Origin of the sequence: Streptomyces venezuelae (genome assembly GCF_008642295.1) — a bacterium.
Classification (GTDB): Bacteria; Actinomycetota; Actinomycetes; order Streptomycetales; family Streptomycetaceae; genus Streptomyces; species Streptomyces venezuelae_C.
Map to the genome: position 1 here is coordinate 533,563 of NZ_CP029190.1, position 13,239 is coordinate 546,801.

Annotated in this window: 13 protein-coding genes; 6 read left to right on the forward strand and 7 right to left on the reverse strand. The window is 74.3% G+C overall.

Going from position 1 to position 13,239, the window contains the following annotated elements; translation table 11 throughout:
- Window positions 1-118 precede the first annotated feature (118 nt).
- From DEJ50_RS02550 to DEJ50_RS02570, 5 genes are all read left to right on the forward strand, one after another.
- Complete coding sequence (locus tag DEJ50_RS02550) at window positions 119-622, forward strand: hypothetical protein (RefSeq protein ID WP_150205773.1); 504 nt, start codon at window positions 119-121, stop codon at window positions 620-622.
- Between the two features lie 114 nt (window positions 623-736).
- Window positions 737-1,255 (forward strand): (2Fe-2S)-binding protein, encoded by a 519-nt coding sequence (locus tag DEJ50_RS02555; RefSeq protein ID WP_223837546.1) that lies wholly within the window; start codon window positions 737-739, stop codon window positions 1,253-1,255.
- Window positions 1,252-2,256 (forward strand): FAD binding domain-containing protein, encoded by a 1,005-nt coding sequence (locus DEJ50_RS02560; protein WP_150205774.1) that lies wholly within the window; start codon window positions 1,252-1,254, stop codon window positions 2,254-2,256. Before DEJ50_RS02555 ends, DEJ50_RS02560 begins: the two co-directional genes overlap by 4 nt.
- The gene (locus DEJ50_RS02565) at window positions 2,253-4,427 is read left to right on the forward strand and encodes a xanthine dehydrogenase family protein molybdopterin-binding subunit (RefSeq protein WP_223837547.1); all 2,175 of its coding nucleotides are present in this window, start codon (window positions 2,253-2,255) and stop codon (window positions 4,425-4,427) included. The genes DEJ50_RS02560 and DEJ50_RS02565 overlap by 4 nt, the downstream gene beginning before the upstream one ends.
- A gap of 185 nt (window positions 4,428-4,612) precedes the next feature.
- Window positions 4,613-5,440, forward strand: coding sequence for a class I SAM-dependent methyltransferase (locus DEJ50_RS02570; RefSeq protein WP_190344223.1), 828 nt, complete (start codon window positions 4,613-4,615; stop codon window positions 5,438-5,440).
- 18 nt (window positions 5,441-5,458) lie between these two features.
- On the opposite strand, the gene DEJ50_RS02575 is transcribed toward DEJ50_RS02570, so the two are convergent.
- A complete protein-coding gene (locus DEJ50_RS02575) occupies window positions 5,459-6,262 on the reverse strand; it encodes a DUF1206 domain-containing protein (RefSeq protein ID WP_150205776.1) in 804 nt (267 codons plus the stop codon).
- A 125-nt stretch (window positions 6,263-6,387) separates the two neighbouring features.
- Here DEJ50_RS02575 and DEJ50_RS02580 point away from each other — a divergent pair, with 125 nt between their 5' ends.
- Complete coding sequence (locus DEJ50_RS02580) at window positions 6,388-6,711, forward strand: WhiB family transcriptional regulator (RefSeq protein ID WP_150205777.1); 324 nt, start codon at window positions 6,388-6,390, stop codon at window positions 6,709-6,711.
- Here the strand turns inward: DEJ50_RS02580 and DEJ50_RS33760 are convergent.
- The 6 genes from DEJ50_RS33760 to DEJ50_RS02605 all read right to left on the reverse strand — a co-directional run bounded on the left by DEJ50_RS33760 (window position 6,702) and on the right by DEJ50_RS02605 (window position 13,108).
- Entirely contained in the window at window positions 6,702-6,857 is a 156-nt protein-coding gene (locus tag DEJ50_RS33760; protein WP_190344224.1) for a DUF6131 family protein, read from the reverse strand. The two genes, DEJ50_RS02580 and DEJ50_RS33760, sit on opposite strands and share 10 nt — an antisense overlap.
- Window positions 6,854-7,462, reverse strand: a complete 609-nt coding sequence (locus DEJ50_RS02585; RefSeq protein ID WP_223837548.1) for a hypothetical protein — start codon at window positions 7,460-7,462, stop codon at window positions 6,854-6,856. Before DEJ50_RS02585 ends, DEJ50_RS33760 begins: the two co-directional genes overlap by 4 nt.
- A gap of 49 nt (window positions 7,463-7,511) precedes the next feature.
- A complete protein-coding gene (locus tag DEJ50_RS02590; RefSeq protein ID WP_223837549.1) occupies window positions 7,512-8,546 on the reverse strand; it encodes an NAD-dependent epimerase/dehydratase family protein in 1,035 nt (344 codons plus the stop codon).
- 51 nt (window positions 8,547-8,597) lie between these two features.
- Window positions 8,598-9,953, reverse strand: a complete 1,356-nt coding sequence (locus tag DEJ50_RS02595; protein ID WP_190344225.1) for a cytochrome P450 — start codon at window positions 9,951-9,953, stop codon at window positions 8,598-8,600.
- Window positions 9,954-9,962: 9 nt separating this feature from the next.
- Window positions 9,963-10,943 carry a tellurite resistance/C4-dicarboxylate transporter family protein gene (locus DEJ50_RS02600; RefSeq protein WP_223837550.1) on the reverse strand — a complete coding sequence of 327 codons (981 nt, stop codon included), beginning with the start codon at window positions 10,941-10,943 and terminating at the stop codon, window positions 9,963-9,965.
- Window positions 10,944-11,023: 80 nt separating this feature from the next.
- On the reverse strand, window positions 11,024-13,108 hold the full coding sequence (locus DEJ50_RS02605; protein ID WP_150205778.1) for a SpoIIE family protein phosphatase: 2,085 nt from the start codon (window positions 13,106-13,108) through the stop codon (window positions 11,024-11,026).
- Window positions 13,109-13,239 lie beyond the last annotated feature (131 nt).

The following is a 13,239-nucleotide window of genomic DNA, read 5'->3' on the forward strand; positions in this document are numbered from 1 at the left end:
CGGCTTTCCGGCCAGTTCTTTGACGTGCGCCTGACAATTCAAGACCCCTGTGGGACTCTCCCGGCACCCGCACCTCGCACGACGAAACCCCCACACGGACGTGGCAAGGAGGAGCGACATGAGGCAGTTCTCGTACGCCACCGGAATCGCCGCACTGGTCATCGCGGCCACCCTCTCCACCACCGGCGCGGCCACCGCCGCCGGACCCGGTCCCGCCGCCGACCTCAAGGTCGACGGCGTGATGACGGTCGCGGGCAGCAGCTGCAGCTGGACCAATGCGAGCACCAGCGCCAGCCCCCCGAGCGCCCTCACGGTCGACCGCACCACGGTCAACCAGCCGGGCGGCAACCTGGCCTGTGGCGGCGGACTCTCCGCCACCCTCAACAACAACCCCGCCTTCACCTTCGACGGGGCCACGGCACGGACCGACCTGATCGACATCTCCGGCCGGCAGTCGTTCATCTCCTGCCGCTACAAGGCCACGAACATCCTGTGGGACCTCAACGCGACGACCGGCAAGTACGTCAACCGGGCCTTCACCGCCACCAAGACCTCCGGCAGCTTCCTGTGCCCGGGTTCCGTCACCACCCCGGCGGGGGACGCCTCCATGCTGTTCCACTGACGGCACGGCACCTCCGCCGCACACCGCCCCGGCCCGCTCACCGGACCGGGGCGGTGTGCCGTTCCCGGCCCCGGCCCCGCGCTGCCGCTAAACAGGAAGCCAGCGTTCCGTCGGATGGAGAGGCCCGCAATGGCCGAGGTACGGCTGCATGTCAACGGCACGGTCCGGACGGTCGAGGTGCCACCCCAGGTGAGCCTGCTCGACGCGCTGCGCGAGCGGCTCGGCCTGACCGGCCCCAAGAAGGGCTGCGACCAGGGCGCCTGCGGTGCCTGCACGGTACTCGTGGACGGGGAGCGGATCTGCGCCTGCCTCGCGCTCGCCGTCCAATACGAGGGCCGGGCGATCACCACCATCGAGGGCGTCGCCGACGGCGACCGCCCGCACCCGCTGCAGACGGCCTTCGTCCGGCACGACGGCCTCCAGTGCGGCTACTGCACCCCGGGCCAGATCTGTTCGGCGATCGGCATGCTCGCCGAGCACGCCGCGGGCGAGCCCAGCGCGGTGACCGGGCATCCCGCCGAGGTGCCCGAGCTGACGGCGGAGGAGATCCGCGAGCGGATGAGCGGCAATCTGTGCCGCTGCGGCTCCTACAACGGCATCGTCGACGCCATCGCGGAGGTGGCCGGGCGATGAGGCCCTTCTCCTACCTCAGCGCCCCGGACGTGGCCACGGCGGTCGGTGCGATCGCCGAACACCCCGGCGCCAGGTTCCTCGGCGGCGGGACCAATCTGGTCGACCTGATCCGCCAGAACATCGAGCGGCCGGACACGGTCGTCGACATCAGCCGGCTGCCGCTGGACCGGATCGAGGAACTGCCGGACGGCGGGCTGCGGATCGGCGCGCTGGTCCGCAACAGCCGGCTCGCCGCCCATCCGCTGGTCCGCACCCGGTATCCGGTGCTCTCCCAGGCCCTGCTCGCCGGGGCCTCCGCGCAGTTGCGGAACATGGCGACGGTGGGCGGCAATCTGCTCCAGCGCACCCGGTGCCCCTACTTCTACGACACCGCCGCGCACTGCAACAAGCGGGAGCCGGGGGCCGGTTGCGATGCCCTCGATGCCCTCGACGGGGCTCAGCGCTCCACCGCCGTACTCGGCACGAGCGGGCACTGCATCGCCGCCCACCCCTCCGACCTGTGCGTGGCGCTGGCCGCGCTGGACGCGGAGGTCGAGGCCGAGAGCGTACGGGGGGTGCGGCGCATCCCGCTCACCGGGTTCCACCGGCTGCCGGGCGGGACCCCGCACCTGGAGACGGAGCTCGCGGCCGACGAGCTGATCACCGCCGTCGAGCTGCCGGCCCTGCCCTGGGCGGTGAACTCCCGCTACCGCAAGGTGCGCGACCGCGCCTCGTACGCCTTCGCGCTGGTGTCGGTGGCCGCCGCCCTCGACGTACGGGACGGCACGGTGGCGGGGGTCCGGCTCGCGCTGGGCGGGGTGGGCACCAAGCCCTGGCGGGCCCGCGCCGCCGAGCAGGTGCTGACCGGGGCGCGGGCCGACGGAGCGGCCTTCGCGGAGGCAGCCGGGGCAGAACTCGCCGGGGCGGTGGGGCGGTCCGGCAACGCCTTCAAGACCGAGCTGGCGCGGCGCACCGTGGTCGCCACCCTGAACCGGCTCTCGGCGGACGGGAGTCCGGTGTGAACCGCAGCGTCGGCAGGGGCCTCGACCGGGTCGACGGGATGGCCAAGGCCACCGGACGGGCGGCGTTCTCGGTGGACTTCCCGTACGAGGGGACCGCCTACGCGGCGCTCACGTACGCGACCGTCACCCGCGCCCGGATCACCGCGATCGACACCCGGGCGGCCGAGGCCGTCCCCGGGGTGCTCGCCGTGATCACGCATCTGAACGCGCCCGCCATGCACCCGCCGGCGAAGCCGAACCCGCTGCGTACGGAGACCTTCGCCAGCGGCAGCTCCGTCAACTACCTCAACACCGACGAGGTGCACTGGAACGGCCAGCCGGTGGCGGTCGCGGTCGCGGAGACCCCGGAGGCCGCCCGGTATGCGGCGGAGTCGGTGGCGGTGGAGTACGCACTCCTCCCCCACAGCGTCGATTTCGCGGCGGAGGAGCCGAACGCGGTGCCGCAGAAGGGCGGACTGCTCCAGCACCCCGAGGGCCGCAAGGGCGATGCGGACGCCGCCCTGGCCGCCGCGCCGGTCACCGTCGACCTGCGGTTCTCCACCCCCCGGCAGCACCACAACGCGATCGAGCCGCACGCCACCACCGCCGTCTGGGACGGGGACCGGCTCACCGTGCACGACGGGACCCAGAACCTGGCCTGGACCCGGGCGCATCTGGCGGCGAAGTTCGGGGTCCCGGTGGCCGGGGTCCGGGTCGTCACCCCGTACGTGGGCGGGGCGTTCGGAGGGAAGACGGTCGTCTGGCCGGGCACGATCCTGGCGGCCCTCGCGGCCCGGGTCACCGGCCGCCCGGTCCGGCTGGCCCTCACCCGCGAGGGCGTGTACCGGGCGACCGGCGGGCGGCAGCCGTCCGTGCAGCGGGTCGCGCTCGGCGCGGAGCGGGACGGCCGGCTGACCGCGCTGATCCACACCAGTACCGCCCCGGTGGGCCGGGTCGGCGGCATCCCCGAGCAGATCACCTCGGTCGCCCGCCATCTGTACGCTGCCGAGCACATCCGCCACCGGCAGTACGTGCTGGAGCTCGACACCCTCTCGAACATGGTGATGCGGGCGCCGGGCGAGTCGATCGGCTCGTTCGCCCTGGAGTCGGCGGTGGACGAACTCGCCTGCCGGCTCGGCATGGACCCGGTCGGCCTGCGGATGCGCAACGAGCCCGCCCGGAATCCGATCGACGGCAAGGCCTTCTCGCACCGGCGGCTGCGCGCGTGCTTCGCGGCCGGCGCCGAGGCCTTCGGCTGGTCCGCGCGGACGCCGGAGCCCGGCTCGATGCGCGAGGGCCACTGGCTGGTGGGCTGGGGCACGGCGGCGGCCTATCACCCGGCCTGGGTGTTCCCGGCCGCGGTGACGGTGCGTCTGAACGCCGACGGTACCGCTCTGGTGCGCTGCGCCTTCCACGAGATGGGGATGGGCGGGGCCACCGCACAGGGCCAGCTCGCCGCCGATGCGCTCGGGCTGCCCTTCGAGGCCGTGACCGTCGTGTACGGGGACACGGAGCTGCCCTTCGGGCCCGGCGCGGGCGGGTCGGCCCAGACCGCGAGTGTGGCGCAGGCGCTGCTGGCGGCCTGCGCGAAGCTGCGGAAGGCGGTCGGGCGGCCGGCGCCCGGGGAGTCGTACGCGCAGGTCCTGGCCCGCACCGGCCGGGACCATGCGGAGGCGGCCGTCGGCTCGCAGAGCAGGATCGGCAAGGCCGTCGGGCAGGCCCGGTTCCTGGGGAGGCTGCTGGGCGACCGGCGGCGCTGGGTGCGGGCGGCGGCCGGGGCGCAGTTCTGCGAGGTGCGGGTGGACCCCGACACGGGTGAGGTGCGGGTGAGCCGGTGGACGGGGGTCTTCGACGTGGGCCGGGTGGTCAACGCCAAGACCACGGCGAGCCAGTTGCGGGGCGGCATCGTGATGGGGATCGGTCTCGCCCTCTCGGAGGAGACCCTCCTCGATCCGCGCACCGGACGGATCGTGAATCCGAGCCTCTCCGACTACCACGTGCCGGTCCACGCCGACGTGCCGCCGATCGACGTCCGGTGCCTGGACGATCCCGATCCGTCGATGCCGTCCGGGATCGTCGGGGTCGGGGAGGTCGGCATCACCGGTGTCGCGGCGGCGGTCGCAAACGCGGTCCGGCACGCCACCGGCAGGCGGGTCTGCGAGCTTCCCCTCACCCCGGACCGGCTGTTGTGACCGGCCGGCTTTCATGATCCGGCCACCGGCCGGCCGGGTATGGCGGGATTCCGTTGCCTTCCCGCCGCAGCGTTAACGTACCGTCAAGAAACGTCAGGAGACATCGAGAAGCGCCCCACCACCCTGTATAGGCACACCTGTATCCGTACAGAAGCCCGTATACGCACAGAAGCCGGAGTGACGACGTGCCGACCGCCGACAGCAGCCACTACGCCGACGAACTCGGCCGTGCCAACCCGGCGGAGGCCGCCCGGCTGCGCGCCCTCGCCGACGCCCTCGACCCCGAGACCGTCCGCCGCCTCGAAGAGGCCGGGCCGGCGCCGGACGCGCGGGTCCTGGAGGTCGGGGCGGGCACCGGCACGGTCGCCGCCTGGCTCGCCGACCGCTGCCCGCGCGGGCACATCACCGCCACCGACCTCGACCTCTCCCATCTGCCGGCCGAGCTCCCCGAGCACGTCCACACCCTCCGCCACGACATCGTCGAAGACCCCTTCCCCGAGGGTTCCTTCGATCTGATCCACGCCCGCTGCGTGCTGATGCACCTGCCGCAGCGGGAGCGGGTGGTGGAGCGGATGCGCGGCTGGCTGGCTCCTGGCGGAACGCTTCTGCTGGAGGAGATCGTCCACTTCCCGGCCGCCCTGATGCCGGTCGGCGATCCGGTGCGCCACTCCGTCGAGGCCTGCTGCGACTTGCTGGCCTCCTCGTACGGCATGGAGGCGGAGTGGGGCCTGCAGGCGACCGCCGCACTCCACCGCAACGGCTACCAGGACATCGCCGCCGAGATGACCCTGCCCGCGTTCCGCTCCGACGCCGCCATGACCGACTGGTGGATCCGGACCGTGACCGCCCTCGGGCCGCGGCTGCGCGAGACCGGCCGGATGTCCCAGGCGGAGATCGACGCCGCGCTGGCGGCGCTCGGCGAGCCGGAGCACCTGTCGTTCCCGCTCGGCGTGCTCGCCGTCCGGGCTCGCGTACCGCTCTCCGGTTCGGGCTCCGGCTCCGGCAGGCCCTGACGGTTCAGGCGGCGGTCTTCACGTGTCGATCCGCCGCCACCCGGCCATGGCCCACGAGAACAGCCCGAAGGCGGCCAGCCCCAGCGCGGCGAGCGCCAGCAGCCAGGGCCCGGCCGGGGTACCGGCGAAGGCGCGCAGGGTGTCGTCCACCCCCTTGGCCTCGGTCGGGTCGTAGCGCAGGGCGGCGTACCCGGCGAAGACGCCCACCGCGGCGAACACGGAGCCGCGGGTGAGGCCGCCGGGAACGCCGACGACGTCGACCGCCCGCTCCGCCCAGGGCGGCATCTCGGCCGTCTTCAGCTTGTCGCGGTACGCGCGCATCACGGCGCGTACCGCGATGACCACCCCGGTCACGAGGAGGGCGAGGGCCGCCAGCCCGACGAGCCAGCGGCCCGCCGGAAGGCCGAGGACCCGCGCGGTGAGGTCCCGGGACTGCCGGTCGCTCGCTCCGCTGCCGCTGCTGCGGCTCCCCGCCGCGAAGGCGAGGACGGAGGCGGCGACGACCGCATAGAACAGGGCCCGGCCGGCTGCCGCCAGCCGTTTGGGCAGTTCGTCGCCGAGTACGGCCTCGGAGAGCCGCCAGAGCGCCATGCAGACCAGGCCGATGCCGACGGCCCAGACCAGCAGGGCTCCGGCCGGCTGTCCGGCCAGCGTCTGAAGGGCGCCGCCGCGGTCGGCCTGCGCGGACCGCTCACCGAACGCGATCCGCAGGGCCAGCACCCCGACGAGCAGGTAGAGCACTCCCCGGGCGGCCAGTCCGGTGCGGCCCAGACCCGCGAAGGCCCGGGTGCGGAGCGTGCGGTGGTCCTGGACGGTGGTCATGGTCTGCGCGTGCCCGCCGGCCGGCGGGCTACACCCGTTCCCGTCGGGGGAGGTTTGGGCGGCGCGCAGCCGAGCAGGCGCCTAGCCGATGCCCCCGATGCCCCCTCACCCGGAAGGAACCGGTCATGTCCCCCGCGTCCGCGTCCGCGTCTACGTCCACGCCCACGCCCACGCCCGCCTCGCAACTCCCCGGTCCGGCCGAAGAACACTGGGCGTGGCAGATGCAGGCGGCCTGCCGGGGGCTGGGCGACCAGAGGTTCTTCCACCCGGCGGGCGAGCGCGGCGAGGCGCGTACCGCCCGCGACCGGGCTGCCAAGCGCATCTGCGCCGGGTGCCCGGTGCGGGCGGAGTGTCTGCGGCACGCGCTGTCCGTCGGGGAGACCTACGGGGTCTGGGGCGGGCTCACCGAGGAGGAGCGCCGGGCGCTGGCCGTCCGGCGCTACCAGTAGTGGTTGCGGCCACCCACCGCGTGCCCGAGCGCTCCCAGGATCCACAGGATGACTCCGACCACGATCAGGATGATGCCGATGGTCCACAGGATGGAGATGCCGACGAGATAGCCGACGATCAGCAGGATGAGTCCGAGGATAATCATGACGGCCTTCGATCTGGTGTCGGGTAGGACTGTCTTTGGCTCGTCCGGTGGAGGCTCGTCCGGCGGAGGTCCGCCGTGAAGACCTCGCGGGCCCGGCTCACGCGCAGTGCCTCCAGGCTCTGCACCTGGTCCTCCGCCCGGGCCAGCAGGCGGTCGAGTTCGGCGGCGTCCAGGCGGTCGTCGCCGTCCGCGACGGTGCGCAGCGACGTCCAGCAGGCGGCTTTGCCCTGTACGCCCAGGCGCATCGCCTCCAGTTCCAGGACGTCGCTCAGCGGCGAGCGGGAGAGAATCCGGCCGTTGAGCTTGAGCCGCCCGGCCAGTTCGGCGACCCTGCCCACGGCCTCGCGGAGGTTGCTCACCGGGACGCCGAGGTCCCGCATGATCCGGCGCAGGCTGTGCTGGTCCTCCTCGATCTCGCGCGCCAGTGCGGCCAGTTTCGGGCCGAACGGGGTGTCGCGGTGGATCCCGGCCATCCGGCGGATGAGCCGGACCCCGCCGCCGGACCCGGTCAGATGGTCGTTGAGGTAGACCGTCAGCAGTTCGGGCCGGGAGGTCCGGGGGGCGGAGGTGGCGGAGGCGCCGGTCGGGGCGTCGGTGCCGTTCATGTCCGGCGCCTACCCGGCCTGGCGGGCCTGAACCCCGTGGCGGCGGGGTTCAGGCTGCCAGGGGTGCGGTGGGCATGCCGGCGCCTTCGCGCAGGCCTGTCAGGAACTCCTCGACGGCCTGTACCGCGGTGTACCGGGGCTGCCAGTCCAGCTCGGCGCGGGCCCGGGAGCTGTCCAGCAGCGGCAGCCGCAGGACGGCGTCGAACAGGTCCGGGGAGGCGGGTGCGAGGTGGAGCCGCCAGGCGGCGGCGAGGGCCGCCCGTACCGGGGCCGTCGGCAGGGGCAGGCTGCGGGCGTGCAGGATGCCGGCGAGGACCTGCGCGTCCAGCGGCGGATCGGCCGCCAGGTTGAAGGCGCCGCTGACGGGCCGGGTGACGGCGGCCAGATACGCGGCGGCGGCATCGTCGGTGTGCAGCGCCTGGAAGGTCAGGCCGGGCAGATCGGGGACGGCCGGGATCAGGCCGGGGCGGACCAGCCGCCCGGGCAGCAGCCGGCCGGCGAAGATCCGGCGCTGTTCGGAGGCGGAGGTCCGCTTGAACAGGAAGCCGGGCCGCATCCGGACCACGCGCAGGGCGGGATGGGTCTGCTCGAAGGTGTCGAGGACCCGTTCCAGGTACGCCTTCTCGCGGGTGTAGGCGGCTTGCGGCCATCCGTGGGTGGGCCAGGACTCGTCCACCGTACGGTCCTTGGGGCCGGGCGAGTACGCGCCGACGGAGGACGCGTACACCAGGGCGGGCACTTTGGCGGTGGCGGCGGCCTCGAAGACGCGCAGGCTGCCGAGGACGTTCGTCCGCCAGGTGGTCTCCGGACGGTGCGTCGGCCGGAACTTCCAGGCGAGGTGGATCACGGCGTCGGCCCCGGTGAAGAGCGGCGCGAGGTCGGGGCCGCCCGGTTCGATGTCGGCGGCGACCCAGGCGGTCTTGGCAGGCCGCCAGTCCGGGGCCCGGCGGGCCAGGCCGAGTACGGAGCCGATGGCCGGGTCGTCGGCGCAGGCCTGGACCACGCTGGTGCCGACGTTTCCGGTGGCGCCGACGACCACGACGCGCAGGCTGCCGCCGGGGTCCATGGGGGCCGGGCGGGTCATTGTCCGGCCTCCGGTCCGGCGGCGGGGTTCCGCCGGTGGCCGGGCGTGTGGTCACGGGTGGCGTGGGATCCGCGGGGCATGGTGTCTCCTCGGCTGTCGGACGTCCGGCGGTCGGACGTGGTCGATGTCCGTGTCGATGTCGATGAGGTAGCCGCTGCGGGGCCGGGTGGGGATCCGGCCCAGCGGGATGGAGAGGTCCTGGTCGGGCACGGTCGCCACGGCGGGGTCCAGGTCCGCCAGGGCCCGGGACAGGGTGCCGAGGAGGGCCACGGTGATGTCCTCGCCGGGGCAGCGGTGGCCGGTGCGGGCATCGCCGCCGCCCTGCGGGATGAGGGCGTCGTGGGCGGGTTCGCGGCCGAGGAAGCGTACGGGGTCGAAGCGGTAGGGCTCCTCCCACAGGTCCGGGTCGTGGTGGTGGCCGTAGACGTCGAGCAGGATCAGGGTCCCGGCGGAGATCGGGGCGCCGTCGAACACGGTGTCGCGGGCGGCCAGTCCGCCGACGAAGGGCACGAACGGGTAGAAGCGGCGCACCTCGTGGGCGAAGGCCCGGGCGTGTGCGGGACCGCCGGTCCGCAGCAGGTCCCGGGCGGCGGGATCGCGGTGGAGGGCGTGCGCGGCGAAGACGGCGAACCAGGTGACGGCAACCGTGGGACGGATGATGTTCAGCAGTTCCACGGCCGCGAGGCGGGCATCGAGCGGGGTTCCGTCCGGCGTGCGGTACCGGGCGATCGTCTCCAGGGCGGAGCCCGCGAGGCCGGCGTGCCGGGACGGGGCGAACAGGCCGTCGGCATGCGGCCCTTCGCCCCGGACGTCCCGGACGGCGCGCACGAGGGCCGCCTCCTGGCGGCGCCGGGCGCGGACGGCCCGCCGGTGCCGGGGGCCGGGGGTGGCGAAGCCTTCGACCATGGCGATGCAGTCCTCGGCGATCTCCCGGGCCGCGTCGTCCGGGACGGGCAGCCCCGACCGGTCGCAGACCGCCTGCGCGAGGATCGTGCTCACCTCGTCGAAGAGGACCACCCGGCGGCCGGCCCAGCCCGGTACGGCGGCGTCCCAGTCGGCCGCCACCCGGTCGGCGAGTGCGGTGACGGCCGCCGGGGGCATCAGCAGGGAGACGAACAGCTGCTTGCGGGCCCGGTGCGGGGCCCCGTCCAGGGTGTGCACCGCTCCCCTGCCGAACAGGGTCTCCGGCACCGGCCGCGGCAGGGCGCCGTGGCGCAGGACGTGGTCCTCGTCGTAGAAGAAGGCCACGGCGGCCGGGCCGTGCAGCAGGACCGCCGGCCGGCCCAGCAGCCGGGTCCGGACGAGCTCGGCGCCGTGGTGGGCGCGCCGCAGGTCGGGGGCCCAGGCGTAGCCGTGGGCCAGCAGGGACACGGTGCTGTCGGTCAGGGTCGCCGCGAGGGGGGACATGCCGCGCGCCTACCCGGGCGGGCGGAGCCCATTCCCGCCGCTCCCGGCCGTGCGCAGCTCCGCGATCGCGCGGGCGGCCGATCGGGCCGCGCCGGTCAGGACGACCACCCAGACCGCCACGGCGATCCAGAGGAGCACCTGTCCGGGTGCGGTCAGCCAGGGGATCTCCGCCGCGTCGGCGACGGAGAGGGCCGCGACCGCGGTCATTCCCAGGGGGAAGACGGTCGCCCAGCGCCGTACGTCGTAGTGCGGCCGGAACCAGCGGATCTCGGCGACCGCCAGGATGAGGTACCAGGCCAGGTCGAGGGCCAGGACCAGCAGGGTGACCGCGTGGAGCACGCCGTGGAGGGAGCCGGTGAACTCGGGGGCGGCGACGAGTTTCGAGCCGGCGACGGCGGAGATGGCCATCGCCCCGGCCGCCACCCAGTGGTCGCCCGCACCGGTGCGGACCTGGGCCAGGTCGAAGCGGGCGAAGGCGAGTCCGTAGAGCAGCAGGCCGCCGGCGAAGGCGGCCAGGGCCAGCCAGGCGAGCAGGCCGGCGGACAGGGCGTGGGCCAGGGTGCCGGACAGCACCGCGATCCCCTGGGTGGCGACGCAGACCAGGAAGACCGCCCCGGGCATCTTCCGTTTGCGGTGCCGGAGTACGGCGGGCAGCAGCACCAGCCACAGCACTGCCGTCAGGACCAGCAGGGCGACCGCGACCGGCTGCATGCCGAGGAGGGACAGCCGGGTGCCCAGGACGGCGGTGGCGGCCACGGCGGTGAGTGCGGGCGGGGTGTCGGCCTCGGCGGTCCAGCGGGCGGGCGTGCGGACCAGCCGTACGGTGAAGTCCGCGGCGAGCCCCAGCCAGGCGGCGAGGGCCAGCACCAGGGCCACCCGGGAGAGGGTCTCGTGGCCGGTCAGGTGCAGGCCGACCGAGATGATGCCGGTGGCCATCACCGCGGAGCCGGCCGCGGGCGGCAGCGCGGACCACCAGGTGAGCAGGGCCAAAGGTGCGGGGGGTGGGTGCAGTGGGTGCAGTGGGTGGGGTGCGTGGGGTGCGTGGGGTGCGTGGGGCTGTGGTTCGTCGTTCACGATGCCGGTCCCGGGTGCCGGGTGCCGATGCGGGCGATCAGGAGGGCCACGTCGTCGTCCGCGGATACGGGCACCAGATGGGAGACCAGGGTGTCGCACAGGCGGGTCAGGGAGGGGCCGGGACGGGAGAGCAGGTGGGTGAGTTCACTCAGGCGGTCGTCGATGTCGCTTGCGCGGGTTTCCACCAGCCCGTCGGTGTAGAAGACCAGCAGGGTGCCCGGCTCCAGGTGGACGTCGGCGGTGGTGAAGTGGATGCCGCCGATGCCGAGCGGGGCTCCGGTCGGCAGGTCCAGGAGGCTCGCCGCACCGTCCGGGGTCACCACGACGGGAGGCGGGTGTCCGGCGCGGGTGATGCGGCAGCGGCCGGTGGCCGGGTCGCAGACGGCGTACAGGAAGGTGGCCAGCATCGGGTGGGCGAGGTCGGCGAGGGTGGCCTCCAGGTGTTCCAGCAGGTCGCCGGGGGCGAGGTTGAGGCGGGCCAGTGCCCGCACAGAGGCGGACAGCCGGCCCATCACCGCGGCGGCGGCGGTGCCGTGGCCCATCACGTCACCGATCAGCAGGGCCGCGGTGCCGTCGGGCAGGGGCACGACGTCGTACCAGTCCCCGCCGACCTCGTTGACATCGCTGGCGGGCAGATAGCGGTGGGCGACCTCGATGCCGGGGGGCGGGGTGATGTGCTGGGGGAGCATGCTGCGCTGGAGGATCACGGCGGTGTCGTGCTCGCGGTGGTAGAGGCGGGCGTTGTCGATGCAGACGGCGGCGCGGGCGGCCAGCTCGCCCGCGAGCGCGATGTCGTCCGGGGCGAAGGCGCCGCCGGTGCCGGTCCGGTGGAAGGCGGCCAGGCCCAGCACAACGCCGCGGGCGGACAGCGGCGCCATCATGACGGAGTGCACCCCGAGCTGCAGCAGGTCCTCGGACGTGGCCAGGTGACGGGTGGTCAGGACGGCGTCCTGGGTGTCGAGCCGGTCGATCACGAAGGGCCGGCGGTCCACCAGCGGCTGGGTGAAGGGCGCGGAGGCCGGGAAGGGCAGGGTCCGGCCGAGGGGGGCGAGGGCGTGGGCGACCGCGGAGTCGGTCAGCGGCGCCTTGCCCAGACGGCGCAGGGCCGCCCCGCCGACCAGTCCGACCCCGGGATCGCCGTCGGCGGCGAGGGTCTCCAGGACGTCGACGGTCACGACGTCGGCGAGCGCGGGGACTGCGGCCTCGGCGAGCTCCTGGGCGGTGCGCTCGACCTCCAGCGTGGTACCGATCTTGAGGACGGCCTCGTTGAGCAGGGCGAGCCGGCGCCGGCCGGCCTCGGCTTCCAGATGGTCCGTCTGCTGCTCGGTGATGTCGATGATGGAGGCGGCGAGGCCGACCGGGTGGTCGGCCGCGTCCTCCAGCCGGACGTACGAGCACGACCACACCCGGTCGGTCCGGGGGTCGGCCGGGGTCCGGCCGGTGAGGCGGCTGTCCAGGACCGGCTCCCCGGTGGCCAGGACGCGGCGCATCACAGCCTCCATCTCGGCCACGTTCAGCTCGGGCAGCACCTGGAGCAGGCGCCGTCCCGCGTGCGCGGCCTCCGAAACGCCGGTCATCACCTCCAGGGCGGGGTTGACCCGCAGAAACCGCAGCTGGGTGTCGAAGACGGCGATCCCGACCGGGGAGCGGGCGAACAGGCCGTCCCACACCACCGAGGAGCCCCGGATGCGGCGGGCGCCGTGGGCATCGGCCGCGAGGACCTGCACGGTGGTGCCGGTGTGCCGGCCCGGGACGGGGCAGGCCCAGATCTCCAGCTCCACCGGGTGGCCGTCGCGGTGCCAGGCGGTGACCGAGCCCATCACCCCGCGGCCCTTGACCGCCGACTCCCACAGCGACCGGCCCAGGTTCCGCTCCGTACCGGGATGCAGCAGCTCGGCGATGTGCCGGCCGACGACCTCGGGCGGGGCGTAGCCGAGCAGGTCCTGCGCGCCCGCGTCCCAGCGCACGATCGTGCCGTCCGCGCCGGTCGCCAGCAGCGCCATCGGCACCGCGCCCAGCCACCCACCGGCGTCCCTCGCGGCACCGCTGGTCACGTCCTGGGTCGGCTTGTGTTCATCCATCGTCGCCACCGGCACGGCACAGACCCTGCCGGACCTGCCGGTCGGTCGGCCGGGTCCTGGGCGGCCCGACTCCTCCGGATCCTTCGGCACCTTCAGTATGGGCGCTCCGTCGGGCCCGGCACGTCCGGCGC

Coding starts and splice junctions, on each gene's coding strand:
- DEJ50_RS02590 (WP_223837549.1), bottom strand. CDS start 8,546: ATGACCCGCCCGGCCCCCATGGACCCCGGCGGCAGCCTGCGCGTCGTG.
- DEJ50_RS02580 (WP_150205777.1), top strand. CDS start 6,388: ATGTCCCCCGCGTCCGCGTCCGCGTCTACGTCCACGCCCACGCCCACG.
- DEJ50_RS02575 (WP_150205776.1), bottom strand. CDS start 6,262: ATGACCACCGTCCAGGACCACCGCACGCTCCGCACCCGGGCCTTCGCG.
- DEJ50_RS02560 (WP_150205774.1), top strand. CDS start 1,252: ATGAGGCCCTTCTCCTACCTCAGCGCCCCGGACGTGGCCACGGCGGTC.
- DEJ50_RS33760 (WP_190344224.1), bottom strand. CDS start 6,857: ATGATTATCCTCGGACTCATCCTGCTGATCGTCGGCTATCTCGTCGGC.
- DEJ50_RS02605 (WP_150205778.1), bottom strand. CDS start 13,108: ATGGATGAACACAAGCCGACCCAGGACGTGACCAGCGGTGCCGCGAGG.
- DEJ50_RS02555 (WP_223837546.1), top strand. CDS start 737: ATGGAGAGGCCCGCAATGGCCGAGGTACGGCTGCATGTCAACGGCACG.
- DEJ50_RS02595 (WP_190344225.1), bottom strand. CDS start 9,953: ATGTCCCCCCTCGCGGCGACCCTGACCGACAGCACCGTGTCCCTGCTG.
- DEJ50_RS02585 (WP_223837548.1), bottom strand. CDS start 7,462: ATGAACGGCACCGACGCCCCGACCGGCGCCTCCGCCACCTCCGCCCCC.
- DEJ50_RS02550 (WP_150205773.1), top strand. CDS start 119: ATGAGGCAGTTCTCGTACGCCACCGGAATCGCCGCACTGGTCATCGCG.